At 66.6% G+C, this 16,885-nt stretch carries 15 protein-coding genes, 2 pseudogenes and 2 riboswitches; of the genes and pseudogenes, 8 read left to right on the top strand and 9 right to left on the bottom strand.

Going from position 1 to position 16,885, the window contains the following annotated elements:
• The 3 genes and pseudogenes from AC3WQZ_RS22895 to AC3WQZ_RS22885 all read left to right on the top strand — a co-directional run.
• Positions 1-1,349: pseudogene (locus AC3WQZ_RS22895) on the top strand (DUF802 domain-containing protein); the annotation flags it as partial.
• On the top strand, positions 1,346-1,993 hold the full coding sequence (locus AC3WQZ_RS22890) for an OmpA family protein (protein ID WP_492301327.1): 648 nt from the start codon (positions 1,346-1,348) through the stop codon (positions 1,991-1,993). The pseudogene AC3WQZ_RS22895 and the gene AC3WQZ_RS22890, both read left to right, overlap by 4 nt.
• Entirely contained in the window at positions 1,986-2,681 is a 696-nt protein-coding gene (locus AC3WQZ_RS22885) for a DUF2894 domain-containing protein (protein ID WP_492301325.1), read from the top strand. The genes AC3WQZ_RS22890 and AC3WQZ_RS22885 overlap by 8 nt, the downstream gene beginning before the upstream one ends.
• 16 nt (positions 2,682-2,697) lie before the next feature.
• On the opposite strand, the gene AC3WQZ_RS22880 is transcribed toward AC3WQZ_RS22885, so the two are convergent.
• Complete coding sequence (locus AC3WQZ_RS22880; RefSeq protein ID WP_010813239.1) at positions 2,698-3,711, bottom strand: zinc-dependent alcohol dehydrogenase family protein; 1,014 nt, start codon at positions 3,709-3,711, stop codon at positions 2,698-2,700.
• A gap of 92 nt (positions 3,712-3,803) precedes the next feature.
• Here AC3WQZ_RS22880 and AC3WQZ_RS22875 point away from each other — a divergent pair, with 92 nt between their 5' ends.
• Positions 3,804-4,724, top strand: coding sequence for a LysR family transcriptional regulator (locus tag AC3WQZ_RS22875; RefSeq protein ID WP_010813240.1), 921 nt, complete (start codon positions 3,804-3,806; stop codon positions 4,722-4,724).
• Positions 4,725-4,746: 22 nt separating this feature from the next.
• On the opposite strand, the gene AC3WQZ_RS22870 is transcribed toward AC3WQZ_RS22875, so the two are convergent.
• Entirely contained in the window at positions 4,747-5,601 is an 855-nt protein-coding gene (locus AC3WQZ_RS22870; protein WP_058698513.1) for an amidohydrolase family protein, read from the bottom strand.
• A gap of 119 nt (positions 5,602-5,720) precedes the next feature.
• Here AC3WQZ_RS22870 and AC3WQZ_RS22865 point away from each other — a divergent pair, with 119 nt between their 5' ends.
• The 3 genes from AC3WQZ_RS22865 to AC3WQZ_RS22855 all read left to right on the top strand — a co-directional run bounded on the left by AC3WQZ_RS22865 (position 5,721) and on the right by AC3WQZ_RS22855 (position 8,528).
• The gene (locus AC3WQZ_RS22865) at positions 5,721-6,470 is read left to right on the top strand and encodes a GntR family transcriptional regulator (protein ID WP_010813242.1); all 750 of its coding nucleotides are present in this window, start codon (positions 5,721-5,723) and stop codon (positions 6,468-6,470) included.
• Positions 6,471-6,496: 26 nt separating this feature from the next.
• On the top strand, positions 6,497-7,477 hold the full coding sequence (locus AC3WQZ_RS22860) for a tripartite tricarboxylate transporter substrate binding protein (RefSeq protein WP_010813243.1): 981 nt from the start codon (positions 6,497-6,499) through the stop codon (positions 7,475-7,477).
• 61 nt (positions 7,478-7,538) lie between these two features.
• Entirely contained in the window at positions 7,539-8,528 is a 990-nt protein-coding gene (locus AC3WQZ_RS22855) for a Bug family tripartite tricarboxylate transporter substrate binding protein (protein WP_010813244.1), read from the top strand.
• A gap of 25 nt (positions 8,529-8,553) precedes the next feature.
• On the opposite strand, the gene AC3WQZ_RS22850 is transcribed toward AC3WQZ_RS22855, so the two are convergent.
• Genes AC3WQZ_RS22850 through AC3WQZ_RS22840 form a run of 3 tightly spaced genes read right to left on the bottom strand, consistent with a single transcriptional unit; the run spans position 8,554 to position 12,630 of the window.
• A complete protein-coding gene (locus AC3WQZ_RS22850; protein ID WP_492301323.1) occupies positions 8,554-9,057 on the bottom strand; it encodes a TlpA family protein disulfide reductase in 504 nt (167 codons plus the stop codon).
• On the bottom strand, positions 9,054-10,277 hold the full coding sequence (locus tag AC3WQZ_RS22845) for a sialidase family protein (RefSeq protein WP_492301322.1): 1,224 nt from the start codon (positions 10,275-10,277) through the stop codon (positions 9,054-9,056). Before AC3WQZ_RS22845 ends, AC3WQZ_RS22850 begins: the two co-directional genes overlap by 4 nt.
• 25 nt (positions 10,278-10,302) lie before the next feature.
• Positions 10,303-12,630, bottom strand: a complete 2,328-nt coding sequence (locus AC3WQZ_RS22840; protein WP_492301320.1) for a TonB-dependent receptor — start codon at positions 12,628-12,630, stop codon at positions 10,303-10,305.
• Positions 12,631-12,786: 156 nt separating this feature from the next.
• A riboswitch (glycine riboswitch) is annotated at positions 12,787-12,885 on the top strand.
• A riboswitch (glycine riboswitch) is annotated at positions 12,886-13,004 on the top strand.
• A 56-nt stretch (positions 13,005-13,060) separates the two neighbouring features.
• Between AC3WQZ_RS22840 and AC3WQZ_RS22835 the strand changes: the two genes are divergently transcribed.
• Positions 13,061-14,329 (top strand): D-amino acid dehydrogenase, encoded by a 1,269-nt coding sequence (locus AC3WQZ_RS22835; protein ID WP_010813248.1) that lies wholly within the window; start codon positions 13,061-13,063, stop codon positions 14,327-14,329.
• 348 nt (positions 14,330-14,677) lie between these two features.
• Here AC3WQZ_RS22835 and AC3WQZ_RS22830 read toward each other — a convergent pair whose 3' ends face one another.
• The 4 genes and pseudogenes from AC3WQZ_RS22830 to AC3WQZ_RS22815 all read right to left on the bottom strand — a co-directional run.
• Entirely contained in the window at positions 14,678-15,271 is a 594-nt protein-coding gene (locus AC3WQZ_RS22830; RefSeq protein ID WP_011616644.1) for a type VI secretion system amidase effector protein Tae4, read from the bottom strand.
• A gap of 3 nt (positions 15,272-15,274) precedes the next feature.
• Positions 15,275-15,841 (bottom strand): PAAR domain-containing protein, encoded by a 567-nt coding sequence (locus tag AC3WQZ_RS22825; RefSeq protein ID WP_439669689.1) that lies wholly within the window; start codon positions 15,839-15,841, stop codon positions 15,275-15,277.
• 9 nt (positions 15,842-15,850) lie between these two features.
• Positions 15,851-16,267: a PAAR domain-containing protein gene (locus AC3WQZ_RS22820; protein WP_234788267.1), complete on the bottom strand. Its 417-nt coding sequence runs from the start codon at positions 16,265-16,267 to the stop codon at positions 15,851-15,853.
• A 292-nt stretch (positions 16,268-16,559) separates the two neighbouring features.
• Positions 16,560-16,885 (bottom strand): annotated as a pseudogene (locus AC3WQZ_RS22815) (branched-chain amino acid ABC transporter permease); the annotation flags it as partial.

The following is a 16,885-nucleotide window of genomic DNA, read 5'->3' as shown; positions in this document are numbered from 1 at the left end:
GCCTGGTGCAAGCCGCGTCGGACGCGCCGAAGGCGGCCGTCGCGCTGCAGGCGGAACTGGCTGCGCGCGATGCACAGCGCTTCGCCGCCTGGACCGATACGCTCGGCACCATGACAGCCGCGTTGCGCCAGGAGTGGGAACAGCTGAACGCGCACACGGTAAGCCGCCAGGACGAGATCAGCACGGCGCTGGCGCAGAGCGTGCGCGACATCTCGGCCCAGACCCAGGCGCATGCCAGCCGCACCCTCGCTGAGATCGACCGTCTGGTGCAGGCCGCAACGGATGCCCCAAAGGCGGCCGTTGCGCTGCAGGCCGAGCTGGCTGCGCGCGATGAGCAGCGCTTTGCCGGCTGGACCGATACGCTCGGCACCATCGCCGCCACGCTGCGCCAGCAGTGGGAACAGGCCAGCACGCACGCCGCCACGCGCCAGCAGGAGATCTGCGAGGCGCTGGCGCAGACCGCGCGCGACATCTCGGCCGAGACGCAGGCGCATGCCAGCACCACACTCGCCGAAATCGACCGCCTGGTGCAAGCCGCGGCCGAGGCACCCAAGGCCGCCACCACATTGCAGGCGGAACTGGCATCGCAGGACGCGCAACGCATGGCCGCCTGGACTGACACGCTCGGCACCATGGCCGCATCGCTGCGCCAGGAATGGGAACAGGCCAGCGCGCACACCGTCAGCCGCCAGCAGGAAATCTGCGAGACGCTGGCCGTCACCGCGCGCGACATGGCAGCCCAGGCGCAGGCCCAGGCCACCGGCACCATCGCCGAAGTCGCCCACCTGATGCAGGCCGCATCCGAAGCGCCCAAGGCCGCCGCGGAGGTCATCGCAGAACTGCGCGAGAAGCTCACCGACGGCATGGCGCGCGACAACGCCATGCTGGAAGAGCGCAGCCGCATGCTGGAAACGCTGGGCACGCTGCTCGATGCCGTGAGCCGCGCCTCCACTGAGCAGCGCAGCGCGGTCGACACCCTGGTCGCCACCACGGCGGACCTGCTGGACCGCGTCGGCACGCGCTTTACCGACAAGGTCGAAGCCGAAACCGGCAAGCTCACCGACATCGCCGCGCAGGTCACCGGCAGCGCGGTCGAAGTCGCGAGCCTGGGCGAGGCCTTCGGCGTGGCGGTGCAGCTGTTCAGCGAATCCAACGGCAAGCTGATCGACCACCTGCAGCGCATCGAGGCCGCGCTGGACAAGTCGATGACGCGCAGCGACGAGCAACTGGCCTACTACGTGGCGCAGGCGCGCGAAGTCGTCGACCTGAGCATGCTGTCGCAAAAGCAGATCCTTGAGGACCTGCAGCAGCGCGCCGGCCAGCAAGCGCCCAGCGCAGAGGCGGCATGAGAGAGGACCTTGACGCCGGCGTCGAGCCGACCTTACCGGCCTGGGCCGTCTTCGGCGACCTGATGTCGGTGCTGCTGGGCGCGTTCGTGCTCGTCCTGCTGGGGGTCATCGGCGTGCAGATGGAACTGTCGGCCAGGCTGGAAGCCGAGGTGAAGCAGCGGCAGGAGGAAGCACAGCGCCGCGAGACGCTGGAAAAGGCGCTGGCGGCGCCGCTGGCGGCCGGCCGCGTGACGCTGGTGAACGGCCGCATCGGCATCAGCGGCAACGTGCTGTTTGCGCTCAACTCAGACCAACTGCAACCTGAAGGCCGCGATCTGCTGAAGAGCCTGGCGCAGCCGTTGTCGGCCTACCTGCGCAGCCGCGACGAGATCCTGATGGTGAGCGGCTTTACCGACGACCAGCAGGTGCGCGAAGGCAACCGCCGCTTTGCCGACAACTGGGAGCTGTCGGCGCAGCGCGCGCTGACCGTGACCCGCACCCTGATCGATGCCGGCATCCCGCCCACCTCGGTGTTCTCGGCCGCCTTCGGTTCGCAGCAGCCGGTGACACCGAATGCCGATGCCGAGGGCCGCGCGAAGAACCGGCGCGTCGAGATCTCGCCGGTGCCGCGTGTGACCGCGGGCACCGTGAAGCCGCATGGCTAGCCTCGACGTGGCAACCGATATCCGCGCGCAACTGGACGCCTTGCAGGCCAGCGGCGCCGATCAGGCCGATCCCGTGCGCTTCCGCCTGATGGAAGCACTGGCCCGCCGCGCCGCCGCACACAGTGGCGCGGTGCGGGGCTTGCTGGATGAGCGCCTGCGTGGCCTGGCCGCCGCGTATGCAGCCATCGTGCAGCGGCACACAGGCCAGGATAGCGATGGTGCCGATGGTGCCGCGCCGTCCGCGCCAACAGCCGGCCCGACAGCCAGCGCGCTTGGCGCACTCGTGCACGACATCACCGCACGCGCCAGGCCCGCCATCGCGATCGCCTCGAACGATGCACGATCGCCCACGCCGGTGCCGGCAACCGCACCCCAGTCCGACGCGCCGCTGGTCGACGCCCTGGCCGACTACTTCCGCGAGACCTGGGCCAGGGTCAGCGTCGAGCAGCACTTCCGCCTGTCGCTGGAACGCGTGCCGGAGAATGCCGGGCCGCTCAATACCGACCATCTCGTGCATCGTTCGCTGTCCCTGATGCGCGAGACGTCGCCGGAATACCTGCGGCATTTCCTGTCCTATGTCGAGGGCATGTCCTGGCTGGAGCAGTTGGGCGCGGCGGCAGCGGCCGAAAAAGAAGCGGCGCGCGCCGCCGCGGCCAAGAAGAGCGTGCGCGGCAAGGCTCGCAAATAGCAGTCCGGCCCGCGCCTCAGCGCAGCCGCACCACCACCTTGCCGAAGGCCCCGCGTTCCAGGTGGTCGAGCGCCGCGGGCAAGTCCCCGAACCCGTACTCGCTCTCGATCACCGGGCGCAGCCCCAACCAGTCCACGGCACGCACCAGGTCCTGCAGCGCGCGCCGGTGCGACACGCCGATCCCCTGCACGGTCACGCGGCCATGCAGCACCGGATAGACGCTGGCGCGCAGCTCATCCCCCTGAAGGTTGCCGATCACCGAGATCCGGCCGCCCTGCGCCAGCGCGGCAAGCGACCGGCCGAAGTTGTCTCCGCCAGCCAGTTCCAGCACATGGTCGGCACCGCGGCCTCCGGTCAGCTCGCGCACGGCAGCCGGCCAGTCAGCGGTGCGGCCGCGATGGACGCCATGCGCCGCGCCCAGCTCCTGCACGCGCGCCAGCTTGTCGTCGCTGCCGGACACCACGATCACGCGCGCCCCCTGTGCGCGGGCGATCTGCACCGCAAACAGGGCCACGCCGCCGGTGCCGATCACCACGACGGTGTCGCCGGGCCGCGTCACCGTCGCTTCAGCCAGGGCTTGCCAGGCCGTCAGGCCGGCGCAGGTCAGCGTGCTGGCCTGCGCGGCGTCCAGCGTGCGCGGGGCCGACACCAGCGAGTCCTCTGCCAATACCACGTACTCCGACAGCATGCCGGGACCCGGCACGCCCAGCGGCATGCTGCGGTGCGGCTGCACGCCATCGAGCCAGCTGGTGAAGAAGGTGCTGATCACGGCGTCGCCAGGGGCAAAGTCGGCTACACCATCGCCACTCGCCACCACCTCGCCGCGCATGTCCGACCCGGGAACCAGCGGCGGCTGCACGGGCATGCCCATGCCGTCCTGGATGATCAGCAGGTCGCGGTAGTTCAAGGCCACGGCATGGACCCGCACCAGCACCTCGCCGGGACCGGGCACGGGAATGGGCGCTTCGACGCGACGCAGGTTGTTGCGGCCGAAAGCGGACAGTTGCCAGCGCTGCATGGAGGAAGTCATGGGGTACTCCGGTCTGTTGAAAACGGTGAACCCACTATACTGATTCCCTACCAGCGCCATTGGGCAATCGATGTCCTTCTCATGTAGATCTTATGGAACCAATTACCCATGACCGGCTGGCCGGGATCTCCGCCTTCGTTGCCGCCGCGGAGGCCGGCAGCTTTGCCCAGGCCGCGGCGCGCCTTGGGCTGACGCGCTCGGCCATCGGCAAGGCCATCGCCCGGCTTGAGGCTCGCGTCGGCACGCGCCTGTTCGTGCGCACCACGCGCAGCCTGGCGCTGACCGACGATGGTCAGGCCTTCTACGAACGCTGTGCCCAGGCGCTGGAAGACCTGGATGCCGCCCAGCACATGCTGGAAGCCGGGCGCAGGGAAGTGGCCGGCCGCGTCCGCGTGAGTGCCCCGGTAGTGTTCGGCCGCCACCATGTGGCGCCGCTGCTGCTGGAGCTGGCAGACCGTCATCCGCAATTGCGGCTGGAAGGGAATTTCACCGACCGGCTGGCCGACTTCGCCGACGACGGCATCGACCTGGCCATCCGCAGCGGGCGCCTGCCGGACAGCGACATGCTGGTGGCACGTCCGCTGGGCATGCAGGCGATGGTGCTCTGTGCCGCGCCCGGCTACCTGCGCAAGCATGGCACGCCGGCCAGCATTGCCGACCTGGCCTCGCACCGCTGCCTCGTCTACATGCATGGCGGCCAGTCCGTGCCCTGGTCACTGGCCGGGCCCGACGGCAATATCGCGCGGCCTGAGCTGGCTCACCGTCTCGGCTTTGACGATATCGACACCATCGCCGCGGCAGCCATACGAGGCGCGGGCCTGGTCAATGTCCCCTTGTGGCTGGTGCGGGAGCCGCTGGACCAGGGCACGCTGGTGCGCGTGCTGCCGCAAGCCTCGGTGATCCGGACCCCGCTGCACCTGGTGTGGCCGCGCACCCGTTTCCTGCCGCACAAGCTGAGGGTGACGATCGATTTGCTGGTGGAGGCGATTCCCGGGGTGCTGGCGCTGGATTGAAGCCGGCGGCGCAAGCCGCCCGCTATCCCTTCACCGCAAACCCGTACAACGCTGCCGCGTTCCGCCACCGGAGCGCAGCGGACAAGGCCGCGCCGGCCTCCTCGCTGTCACCGGGCGCCCCTTGTCCCGGCCATGCGGCAAGCATCCGGCACTCGTCGACCCGAGCCGGCGCCTCGTGGTTGGTCCATGGCCAGTCGCTGCCCCACAGCAAGCGGTCATCGCCCACGACTTCGCGCCATCTCTGCGCAAGCCCGTGCCAGTCCTGAGGGGATGCAAGCCGGTACGGCGCGCTGATCTTCACCCAGACCTGGCGGCGCGCGCGCACGGCAGAGGCCACGTCAAAGATCGCGTCCGCGGTTCCTGCGGGGCCGGGCCGGCCAAAGTGGTCAAGCACGACCGGCGCGCCGGTATCGCCAAGGGCCGCGTCAAGCTGTGCCAGCACCATGGCGCCATCGCCGTTGCGGGTATGGAGCTCGACATGCCAGCCGAGCCCGGCGATCCTGGAGAACAGCCCGCGCCACGGCACGGTGGCGATGCGCTGCCAGTCCGGATCGCCGTACAGGTTCAGGCGGATGCCCCGCACGCCGGCCGCGTGCAACGTAGCCAGTTCCGCATCCGTTACCTCAGGGCCGACCACCGCGACGCCGCGCAAGCGCCCGGGCATGGCCTGCAGCGCGGCCAGCAGCGCCGCATTGTCGGTGCCGAGAAAGCTGGTCTGCACCACCACCCCATACATGTCCCCCAATCCGGCAAGCCGGGCGTGCCAGTCCTTCAGGTCAGCGGCATAGGGCGGCCGGTAGCGGGCCGATGGCGCGGCCGCTCCGGCATCGAAGACGTGGAAGTGGGTATCCACCAGCGGCAAAGCGCGCTTGCTCATCAGTCAGCCCCTCCGTGGCGCGGCTCAGTGGCGCGGGTATATCCGGATATGGCATCCGTATCCGCGTCAGTATTCTAGTCCTCTAGATGACATCGACATCAATTTAGCACGGGTTCGGCATGCCAGACAACGCGCTGCTCCAGACTACAACCACCGCCGCTGGCCTGAGCCGCTACGGCCAGATCGCGGCGGAACTGCAGGCAAATATTGTTTCGGGCGCGTGGACGCCCGGCAGCGCCATCCCTGCGGAAGGCGCGCTGGCCAGGGAGTTCGGCATTGCGCTGGGCACCATCCGGCAGGCCATCGCCGTGCTGGTCCAGCAGGGCCTGCTGGAGCGCGTGCAGGGCAAGGGCACCTTTGTGCGCAAGGGACTGAGCGGGGCCAGCCTGATGCGGTTTTTCCGCTTCGGCGGCGTCGATGGCGCGCCGGCGGTGCCGCGCTCGGAAATCCTGTCGTGCCGCGCCGTGCGCCTGGACAAGGCCATGGCAACCCGCTTCGGGCTGCCGACCGGCGCGCGCGGGCTGGCGATCTCGCGCCGCCGCTGGCTGGAGGACACGCCCCGGCTGCTGGAATCGATCTGGCTGCCGCTGCCGCGCTGCGAAGCCCTGCAGCAACTCCCGCCGGCGCAATGGGGCGACCTGCTCTACCCGCTGCTGGGCAGCGCCTGCGGCATCACGGTCCATCGCGCCGTTGACGAAGTGACCTTCCGCACGCTGGCAGCAGACGAGGCCGCCTTGCTGGACCTGCCGGATGCGCATCCGTGCGCGGTCGTGACCCGGCATGCCTTCGACCTGGGCGGCAACTGCATCGAATACCGGCTGACGCGGGGCGACGCCTTTGCCTTTCGCTATACCGCGGACGTCCGCTGACGGACCGCACCCGAGGAGACAGACCCATGCACGCACGCCACGCGATCGCCGCCACGGTCGCTGCCATGATCGCCACCACCACGCTGGCGCAGGCCGCCGACACCGCCGCGGCCTGGCCGGCACGGCCCATCACGATCGTGGTGACATATCCGCCGGGCGGCGGCGCGGACCTGATGGCACGGCTGATCGCGCCGGGCCTCGGGCGCGAGCTGGGCCAGACCGTCGTCGTCGAGAACCGCCCGGGTGCCGGCGGGCAGATCGGTGCCGCCTATGTCGCCAAAGCGGCACCGGACGGCTACACGATGATGGTCGATGCCTCCTCTTATGCGGTGAATCCCAGCCTCTATCCGCGCCTGCCCTACGATCCGGACAAGGCCTTCCGGCCGGTCGGCGTGCTGGCGCGCTATCCCAACGTGCTGGTGGCCACGGCGGGCTTCCCCGCCAGCAAGGTCAGCGACGTCCTGGCCATGGCCAGGCAAAAGCCAGGCTCGGTCGCCTTTGCGTCCTCGGGCAATGGCTCGGCGCAGCATCTGGCCGGCGTGCTGTTCGAGCAGCGCGCGGGGGTCGATCTACTGCATGTGCCCTACAAGGGCGGCGGCCCCGCCATGACCGATGTCATCGCCGGCCAGGTGCCGCTGTTCTTTGCCAACGTCGCTTCGAGCCTGCAGCACATCAAGGCCGGCAAGCTGAAGCCGCTGGCGGTGACCAGCCATGCCCGCACCCAGGCATTGCCGTCCGTGCCCACCATGCAGGAAGCCGGCGTGGCGAGCTACGAGGTCTATGAATGGAACGCGGCCTTCCTGCCCGCCGCAACGCCGGACCCGATCGCAGCGAAGCTCGCCGACGCCCTGCGGAAAGTCATGACCAGCCCCGAGATCCGGCAACGCGTGGCCGAGCTGGGCGGCGAGGTCGTGGCTGCGCCGCCAGCACAGGCACGGCAATTCATCGACGGGCAGGCCCGGCTATGGGCCAAGGTCATCCGGGACGGCAACATCAAGCCCGAATAGCACCAATTGGCACCGACTCTGCCCCACCACGGCCCAGCTACAGAACTTTGAGGAGAAATACATGACCCCGATAAATCCCCTTCGCCGCCATCTGCTCAAGACCACCGCCGCGCTGGGCGCGTGCGCGCTGGCACCAACACTGGCCCGCGCACAGGCCTGGCCGGCCAAGCCGATCCGGCTGGTGGTGCCGTTCGCGCCGGGCGGCAGCTCGGAGATCGTGGCGCGCTCCACCGCGGCGGAGCTGACCAAGCTGCTAGGCGTGTCAGTCTTCGTCGAGAACAAGCCCGGCGCGGCCGGCAATATCGCCATGGCCGAAGTCGCGCGCGCCGATGACAACCACACGCTGATCCTCGGCCATATCGGCACGCTGGCGGTCAATCCGTTTATCTTCCCGAAGCTGCCCTACGACCCCGTCAAGGACTTCCGCGCGATCTCGCTGCTGTCCAAGGTGCCGAGCCTGTACGTGGTCCACCCCGACGTGCCCGCGAAGAACCTGAAGGAGTTCGTGGCGCTGGCCAAGAGCAAGCCTGGCAAGCTGAACTACGGTTCGGCCGGCAACGGCAGCGCCGGCCACCTGGCCTTTGAATACCTGAAAGCCGCGAGCGGCACCTTCATCACCCATGTGCCGTATCGCGGCAGCGGCCCGCAGATCACTGACCTGCTGTCCGGAAGGCTGGACGCGGCCGCGGTCGGCGCGCCGGCGATCATCCAGTTCATCAAGGCCGGCAAGGTGCGCTGCATCGCCACCGGCACGACCCAGCGCATTGCCCAGCTGCCTGACGTGCCAACGGTTGCGGAACAAGGCTATCCCGGCTTCGAGATGACGCAGTGGTATGGCCTGCTGGCACCGGCATCTCTGCCCCAGGCGGCCGCCGACAAGCTGGCGGACGCCACCGTGAAAGCAGTGAAGAGCAAGTCGTCGGTCGAGCGCCTGAGCGCGGATGCGGCGATTGTGGTGGGCGACACGCCGGCGGAGTTCTCGCGCTTTATCGCGCAGGAGCAGCAGCGCTGGAAGCCCATCATTGCGCGCGCCGGGATCAAGCCGGATTGAGCGGACAGCCGCTCCCGGCACAGCCTCAGCCGGCGATGCCAGCCCAGCGCAGGTGCTTGTCCCAGTCGGCGTCGCTGATCACGCCGGACACGCCCTGCCGCTGGCCATCGGCGCGATAGAAGTAGGTGCGCGGCATCTCGCCCATCCAGTCCGGATCGACTGCATAGCGCAGCCGCTCCTGCGGCTCGTGCCCGAACACCCACGCGTTGCGCGTGAGCCTGACGCGCTGGAGCAGTTGCTGCACCTGTGGCAGCGCGTCGGGGTTGTCCGTCGCCAGCGTGACGACGCGCAGGTTTGGATGCTGCGCGCGCAGCTTGCCGATGGCGTCGAAGTTGCGCTTGCAATAGACGCAGTCGAGCGACCACACCACCAGCACAAAGGGCTTGCCCTGCTGGCTGGCTGCGAGCTGGGCGGCGCTGGCCGATGCGAACACGGCAACGCGCTCGGCCGGTTGACTGCCGGCATTGGCGGCAGTCATCGCCAGGGTCAGGACTGCAGCGGCGAGCAGCTTGCGGCGGGATGGCATCATGCGCCCTCCTTGCCCAGCGGGAACACCTGGAAGCCCTCGGCCTCGGTACGCCACAGCACGTAGGCGCGGCCGGCGTGCTGCAGCAGGTGCGGCTGGTCCGAGTCGCGCTCCGTGCCGGCCAGCTTGCGCGTCTGCCAGGTCTTGCCGCCATCGTGCGACAGCATGGCGGACAGCCGTGTCTGCTGGCCGTCGAACGATTTCCAGGCCACCGCGATCTCGTTGTCGTTCAGCGCGACGATGTCGGCATGCTGCGCACGCGGATCATCCAGCGGGCGCTGTGCCTGCAGCTTGCCATCCTTCCAGCGCCCCACCGAGACCGTGGGCTTGCCTTCGCGCACGTTGAACCAGATCATGTGCACCGTGCCATCGGGCGCCACCGAAGCGCCGGGGCCGTGGTGCGGACAGGCATCGATGCGCCAGTCGTCGAAGGTGGCGCGCTGCACCGGCGTGGCCTTGCCGTCGGTGCCCAGCAGCGCCAGCGCGTGGTCGCGCGCGTTGGGCGGGAATACATGGCGCCACAGCGCCAGCATCTTGCCGTCGGGCGTGGGCGACAGCGCGATGCGGCAGCATTCGCACGACTGGTCGGCGACCTTGTAGTCGCCCTGGAAGGTCTTGCCGTGATCGGCCGAGACCGCGTAGTAGACCGCGGCGCCGGCGTACGGCTGCTTGCGCGCCTCGGCGGCAACCACGTCGCGCTTGTCGATCCAGCTGACGAAGACGCGCCCGGCATTGTCCACCGCGATGGCGTCGAAGCGGTGGGCGATCTTGTCGCGGTTGGCATGCACCGTCAGCGGTTCGGCGAAGGACTTGCCGCCATCGGTGGAACGCGCAAAGCGGATAAAGCCGGTCCACGGCTTGGGCAGCGGCTGGGTCCAGGTGACGAAGATCTCGCCGTCGCGCCCGGTGGCGACCTTGGGCCGGCTTTCGTGATCGGCGGCGACCTGCTCCGGCACGCTGTTGACATGCTGCGCCGGCCCGAAGCTGCGGCCGTAGTCGGTCGATGCACGTACCGCGACGTAAGGGCCGTCCTTGTAGGCGACCCATAGCTTGCCGTTTCGATCGAACGCGGCGCCGGTGCCCAGCTCGCCCATCTTCGCGGCCTTGGCCTGCGCGCCGTGGCCGCTGTGATCGCCGTGCGTTTGCGCGGTCGCGGCCAGCGCGGCACCGGCCATCATCAGCCCGGCAACGATCAAGCGGAAACCGGGGCGAACGCCTTGCATGGTTGTGGTCAGCCTGTTCACGTGCTCAGAAGGAGAGTTTCGCCTCGGCGTAGAACGTCCGGCCCGGATACGGGTGATAGACGTAGTAGCGCTGGTCGGTGAGGTTGTCGATGCCAAGCCCGAGGCGCACGTTCTTCGCGGGCCGGTACGTCAGCTTGACGTCAAAGGTCAGGAAGCTGCTGGTGCCGCCGAAGGTGTCGGGGTTGACGTCGGAATTGTCGAGCGTATTGTACTGCCGCCCCGAATAGGTCATGGCCAGCGTGCCGGCCCAGGCCGGCGTGATGCGATAGGTGCCCATCAGGTTGGCCCGCCACTTGGGGATGCGGTAGAAGTACTTGCCCACCGAGGCCGGGTTGTTGGCGTTCTCAAGCGTCTTCGAATGGTTGTAGGCCCCGCTGGCCGACAGGTCGAAGCCGCTGACGAACACATCGCGCGCGTCATAGGCCAGCTCGATGCCGCGGGTGCGCACGCGGTCGACGTTCTGAAAGCTGGTGACAGTCGGGAATACCGTGGTGTTGGTCTGGCTGACCAGGGCATCGCGGCTATCGTCCTCATACACCGAGACCCGGAAGTACGACGAATCCAGCGTGCGCTCGAAGGTCAGGTCCTTCGAGAACGACCGCTCGGGCCGCAGGTTGGGATCGTTGTTGATCAGCGCGGTGCCGGTGATGCGGCCCTGGAACAGCTCGCTGACAGTCGGATAGCGATAGGCCTGGCCCAGCGACAGCCGGCCCAGCCAGTCCTGCCCGAATGCCTTCTCCAGTGCCAGCTTGGGCGACCAGTTGGATTCGCTGCGCACCGGGTAGCCGATATCCACGCCGGGCTGGCTGCGGCTGCCGTCATAGGCGCGCCAGTGTTCGTAGCGCACGCCGGGGATCAGCTTCCAGTCCTCGGCAAAGTACCAGGCGTCCTGCGCATACAGCGCCTGGGTCTCGGTCTTGCCGGCAAAGGCGTTGTTGAAGGCGCTGATGGTGGCCGCCTGCCAGTCCGAGGTGTTGTAGGTGGTGTTGCTCAGCCGGTAATTGTCATAGTGGTAGCCGAACGTGACCCAGTGCCCGCCCTGCAGCTGCCGCGGGCGGTAGTCGGCCTTCAGGTCGAGCGTGCGCCAGCCGGTGCCGTCGCCATAGGTCACCGTGCCCGGCCCGCTGCCGACGGTGTTGGCGCTGCGGCTGATGTCCTTGCTGACATCGAACAGCGACGCCACGCCCGAGAAATTCCAGCCGGTCTCGTTGCGCGTACGCAGCGACAGGCCATAGAGCCAGCGCGCGTCCTCGCCATTGCTCGGGGCGAAGGCGTTGGCGGGAATCACATAGCGATAACCGCCGATATTCACGGGACCGCTCGACACAACATTGCCATCGGCATCGCGCAGGTAGCTGCCGGTGGCGCTGGAGCGGTCCTGCTGCCAGTAGGCCGCGGTGAACTGCGCCTGCAGGGTATTGGTGATGTCGTAGCCGAGCTTGAGCCTGAGCTGGTCCTGCACGGTATGCGTGACGCCCTCGCTGTTCACGCCCATCACCGCGCGCTCGCGGCCGGTCTGGTCCTGGTCGAAGTGCGCGCCGGTGACCGGCTTGTCGGCGGAAGTGGCACGGGCCGTGGAGCGCGCCGCGGTATAGAAACTCAGCGGCTGGCTCTTGCTGTCCTGCCGGTCCACGCTGACCAGCCACGAGAACGGGCCGACGCGGTCGCCCACATAGGCGTTGGCGTGGACCCCGTTGAAGTTGTCGTGCGTGCCATACAGGCTGAAGCGCTGCGTGAACAGCTGCACGCTGGCATCGCCCTCGAACTTCTCCGGCGTGCGCGTGGTGATCAGCACCGTCGCGCCCAGCGAGTTGCCGGGATACAGCGCCGAATACGGGCCGTACAGCACATCCATGCGCTCGATCTCGGCGCTGTTGACCAGCGACCAGCGCGGCGGGAAGCTGAAGTCCGATCCCAGCAGGTTGGACAGCAGCAGGCCGTCCGCATAGACCAGCCCCCGCGCCGACTGGCGCGAACTGGTGCTGCGCACCGAGATGATCGAATTCATATCGCCGATGAAGCGCTTGCGTACGGCGAGGTTGGGCGCGTACTTGAGGGCGTCTTCCGTGTTCACCACATTGAAGTCGGCCATGCGGCGGCGGCTGATGCCGTAGGCCGGCGAGGGCGTGTTGGGCGGTATGGCCGGCGTCTCGGCGCGCTCCGACTTGGCCGAGACCACCACCTCCTGCAGCGGCTCGGGCGCGTCCACCACCTGGGCGGCGGCGACGGCGGGGCCCATCAGCACCGCCGAAACGGCCAGTGCAATGCGATTCTTCTTCACTGGAAAACCTTGTTGTCGTCTTTTTCGACTCACTCCACCTGAGCGCAGCATACGGCGCCTCTCCCCGAGAGCGAGCGCTGACATTTTATGGGGCACGGGGGCGCAGGCCGATGCGACATAGCGACGCGGGCGGCAGGCTGCCTAAGCGTTAACCCGCATATCCAACGTCGAGCCTTGTCACTACATTGCCCGGATTGGCGTCAAGCCAATGTGATGCAGGGAGAGACTGTCGCGGCGCCCGCCGCGGACAGCGCCGAAGGAGCAACCGCCCCGGAAACTCTCAGGCAAAAGGACCGGCATCACCAGTCAGTGCACTCTGAAGAATGCCGGACGCTATCGTCCGCCGGCATACCGAAGGAGCAAGCGCGCCCCGCCCTCGCGGCCGGGTGGCGTGAATCTCTCAGGTCCAGAACAGAGGGGGCGTCCGCCACGCATATTGCGTCCGGGCTCCCACCATCGACGTTCCTGGAACCTGCAGATCATGAAATCAATCGCTGTCATCGGCGGTGGCATCACGGGTGTCACCACGGCCTACGCGCTGGCCCGGCGCGGATTCTCCGTCACGCTGTTCGAACGGCACCGCTATGCCGCCATGGAGACCTCGTTCGCCAACGGCGGCCAGTTGTCGGCCTCCAACGCCGAGGTCTGGACCCACTGGTCGACCCTCGTCAAGGGCATGAAATGGATGCTGCGCAACGACGCCCCGTTGTTGGTCAATCCCCGGCCCAGCTGGCACAAGCTGTCCTGGTTCGCCGAGTTCATCGCCGCGATCCCCCACTACCGCCGCAACACCATCGAGACCGCGCGCCTGGCCATCGCGGCGCGTGAGCACCTGTTCGCCTGGGCGGCGCAGGAAGGCATCGATTTCGACCTGAAGAAGGAAGGCATCCTCCATATCTACCGCGACAAGACCGGCTTCGAGCATGCCGGCCGGGTCTCGGCACTGCTGGCGCAGGGCGGGCTGGAACGGCGCGCCGTGACGCCCGAGGAGATGCGCGCGATCGAGCCGACGCTGGCCGGCTCGTACTACGGCGGCTACTTCACCGAGAGCGATTCCACCGGCGACATCCACAAGTTCACCAGCGGCCTGGCCGCAGCCATCGATCGGCTGGGCGTGCGCTGCCTGTACGGCCAGGACGTGCGGGCGGTGAAGACCGACGGCAGGCGCGCCACCGTGACCGTGCAGGACGGCGCCGACACGGCCACCTCCACCTTCGACGGCGCCGTGATCTGCGCCGGCACCGCCAGCCGCGCACTGGCCGCGGGGCTGGGCGACCGCGTCAACATCTATCCGGTCAAGGGCTATTCAATCACGGTCAACCTGACCGATGAGGCCAGCCGCGCCGCCGCACCGGTGGTCAGCCTGCTCGACGACGAAACCAAGCTGGTCACCAGCCGCCTGGGCGACGACCGCTTCCGCGTGGCCGGCACCGCCGAGTTCAACGGCTACAACCGCGATATCCGCGCCGACCGCATCCGCCCGCTGGTGGAATGGGTGCAGCAGTGCTTCCCCGGCGTCAGCACGCGCAGCGTGGTGCCTTGGGCCGGGCTGCGGCCGATGATGCCGGATATGCTGCCGCGCGTGGGGCGCGGGCGTGCGGCATGCATCTTCTACAACACCGGGCATGGGCACCTGGGGTGGACTTTGTCGGCGGTGACGGCGGATATGGTGGCAGGGGTTGTCGACCAGCATCTCGGCGCGAGGGTGGCAGTCGCGGCGGGTGCGCCGATGGCATTGGCCAAGGCTTGAGTTCGCGGGTGTTTTCTCCCCTCTCCCATTTGTAAGATAGGGCCACCGTGCTCGAACAGCGCCGCGCCATGATGGAATCATGGCGCGGCGCATGTATACGCTTGAAAAATAGTGGATTTGTGCCCTATTTTCGCCCGGATGAATACCCAAGCCATCCACCAATTAATGAGGCTGCGACCATAGACACGAACCAGCCAACAAAGAACAGATTCGCTGCATGCTGATTCGTGTCGAACAAACTTCCTGTCCCGCGCAAAACTACAACGCCGAAGAGATATAACCCGCCCCAAGCAGCAAGCGTAGCCAGGACAGCACCAGTCATAGCGCCGATGACTGCTCTCAGTATCTTCATTTTACGGGGAAGAAAAGAATTGTTTTCGAGTTGCGAAAATCTGACCAAATACCCGGAACCACAATATTCAAACTTACTCTTAGACCAGTACCAAAGCCTGTGAGCTTTTCTCCATTCCATAAATCGATATGGCCTCCGCTAGCATTCCCTGCCACCTCTCCGTCACGCGTCCAATAGCCATCGAACATTATTATTCCGGTTCGCCCCTTTACCTTGCCCACCCAGTCCCGCCCTGTAATATTCTCCGCCTTCCCTAGTCCGGCAAAAGGTTGCAACTTCAACCATTCCCCGAGTTCGTTTGCTCGCGTGGCAGTGACCTTCCCGTCTGCGGGAAGAATAATACGCCCGATACTCGGCTGCCCCGACAGCGGCTTCACAAGCTTCGATGAAAAGGACTTCATCTCGATGCCGACTCGATGAAGAGTAACACTCATACGGATCGCGCACTGATCGGAATAGGCCGGATTGTCGTATGGATTACCCGACGGATAATTTTCCCAGAGTTCCTGAAACGTTACCACCTTAAGCTGCACTTCCTTAATGGAGTTCGGTGTCGCGTTTGTTGTCACGATCGTTTTCTTATTGGGCATACCTCATACCTCTGTCTGTTTTGCTAGAGCGTCATCGCCCCAATAAATTGCGTACTCGTTGAGGTTCTTTGTATATATGCGAGGTAACTTGCGGCTTTCGTCTATACACCCGGAGAATGCCCGCCCGTCGGGCGTCGCGATGAAGTAGGGGTAGCCTTCCAAGGGTGTATTACCCGCTCGGACTCGGACTTGCTCGTCGTAGTCACCTGTCGCGGGCGAAGTCAGGTTCGAAGAGGCCAAGGACGCGGACGATGGCGGCGGCGGCGCATTGCGGCCTCCCCGGTTCACCTCAATAATGAAATCCATCCGCGAGTGGATGACAACCGGGTGAGTCGGGCACTTGCAATTGACTCGCGCACCAGTCACCAACATCTGTTTGCCATCTACATCGACGGCCGGATAACAGTCATTCATCACCGGCCCGCCCACCTTGCAGGCGGGGCAGGTTGCATGGTCGCCTTCGACACCGACTATCAGGTCATGATGGAATATGCTGCGGCCCGTGGCGAAGAGTATGCCGCCCGAGCTTGTCTTGTCTCCGTTCCGGAGTGCGTAGCGAATATCCGGCATGACGGCCTCTTAGGCGCGCACGGAATAGTAGGCGGGATCGAGCAGGCCAAGGATAGACTTGTCTGCCGATTCGTGGAATTCCAGCGCCGTCACGGGACTGAACACAATGGTGTCCCCATTGCTCAGGGGGCTGCCGATGAGGGCCACCGGCACGCCTGCTGACTCGCACGCCTTGCCTGCGCCCGCCATAATCACCGCCGTACTGCCATCCTGGTAGGTCGCCACGTCGCCAACCCGGACGATGGGACGGCCATCGTAGCTTTGATTGCCGGAACCCTTCACGACTTCACCGCCGTTGGCGGTCTTCGCACCTTCGAATGCTGCAACGTAAATCTTCTTGGTTTTCCTGTCTTGCATCATTGATCCTCGGTTGGAAACGGCTGGTTTGCCGAATACCATTGAGCCGAAATCGGCAGTGGGGATCAATCAGACATGGCCTAAATTTCGGGATGATTTTTCAAAGGCTTTGCATGACGGCCGGGCGGTTTGAAGCCTATTGTTCGCGGGACGACCGCGACCGGCCTCCTGGCTGTGGGGCGCTCGGTGCGGCAGCCGCACGCTCGGCCTGCGCCCGCACTACCAGCTCCCCGATCGCCTGCGCGAGCCGCGTGTGGGCTCCCAGCCCCATCTTGTAGGCCGCATTGCGTGAGGGATACCCTCTCCCCGGCCCCTCTCCCGCAAGCGCGAGAGAGGAGAAACTCCTTGGACGGCTTTCACCTCATCCGGGTCCGCGCCCCAAACTCCCCACAATCCCCTTGCGGAAGGTCAGCACACATACGATGAAGATGATGCCCGTCACCATCGACACCGATTCACCGAGCCCGTTGAACCAGTCGATGTCCGTCACCGCCGCAAGGTAGCTGCCCAGTTCGCCCAGCTTGTTCTCCAGCGCGATCACAACAAACGCGCCGACGATCGGGCCGGTGAGTGTGCCGAGCCCCCCCAGCAGGGTCATCAGGATCACCATGCCGGACATCGACCAGTGCACGTCGGTCAGCGTCTCGAAGCCCAGCACCAGCGCCTTGATCGAGCCGGCCAGCCCCG

This window comes from Cupriavidus sp. FW305-26 (assembly GCF_058787975.1).
This window is presented reverse-complemented; position numbering and strand designations above follow the sequence as displayed.

What these genes read in the sequence shown, in the direction of transcription:
- AC3WQZ_RS22890 (WP_492301327.1), top strand. Translation starts at nt 1,346, where the DNA reads ATGAGAGAGGACCTTGACGCCGGCGTCGAGCCGACCTTACCGGCCTGG.
- AC3WQZ_RS22885 (WP_492301325.1), top strand. Translation starts at nt 1,986, where the DNA reads ATGGCTAGCCTCGACGTGGCAACCGATATCCGCGCGCAACTGGACGCC.
- AC3WQZ_RS22880 (WP_010813239.1), bottom strand. Translation starts at nt 3,711, where the DNA reads ATGACTTCCTCCATGCAGCGCTGGCAACTGTCCGCTTTCGGCCGCAAC.
- AC3WQZ_RS22875 (WP_010813240.1), top strand. Translation starts at nt 3,804, where the DNA reads ATGGAACCAATTACCCATGACCGGCTGGCCGGGATCTCCGCCTTCGTT.
- AC3WQZ_RS22870 (WP_058698513.1), bottom strand. Translation starts at nt 5,601, where the DNA reads ATGAGCAAGCGCGCTTTGCCGCTGGTGGATACCCACTTCCACGTCTTC.
- AC3WQZ_RS22865 (WP_010813242.1), top strand. Translation starts at nt 5,721, where the DNA reads ATGCCAGACAACGCGCTGCTCCAGACTACAACCACCGCCGCTGGCCTG.
- AC3WQZ_RS22860 (WP_010813243.1), top strand. Translation starts at nt 6,497, where the DNA reads ATGCACGCACGCCACGCGATCGCCGCCACGGTCGCTGCCATGATCGCC.
- AC3WQZ_RS22855 (WP_010813244.1), top strand. Translation starts at nt 7,539, where the DNA reads ATGACCCCGATAAATCCCCTTCGCCGCCATCTGCTCAAGACCACCGCC.
- AC3WQZ_RS22850 (WP_492301323.1), bottom strand. Translation starts at nt 9,057, where the DNA reads ATGATGCCATCCCGCCGCAAGCTGCTCGCCGCTGCAGTCCTGACCCTG.
- AC3WQZ_RS22845 (WP_492301322.1), bottom strand. Translation starts at nt 10,277, where the DNA reads ATGCAAGGCGTTCGCCCCGGTTTCCGCTTGATCGTTGCCGGGCTGATG.
- AC3WQZ_RS22840 (WP_492301320.1), bottom strand. Translation starts at nt 12,630, where the DNA reads ATGCTGCGCTCAGGTGGAGTGAGTCGAAAAAGACGACAACAAGGTTTT.
- AC3WQZ_RS22835 (WP_010813248.1), top strand. Translation starts at nt 13,061, where the DNA reads ATGAAATCAATCGCTGTCATCGGCGGTGGCATCACGGGTGTCACCACG.
- AC3WQZ_RS22830 (WP_011616644.1), bottom strand. Translation starts at nt 15,271, where the DNA reads ATGCCCAATAAGAAAACGATCGTGACAACAAACGCGACACCGAACTCC.
- AC3WQZ_RS22825 (WP_439669689.1), bottom strand. Translation starts at nt 15,841, where the DNA reads ATGCCGGATATTCGCTACGCACTCCGGAACGGAGACAAGACAAGCTCG.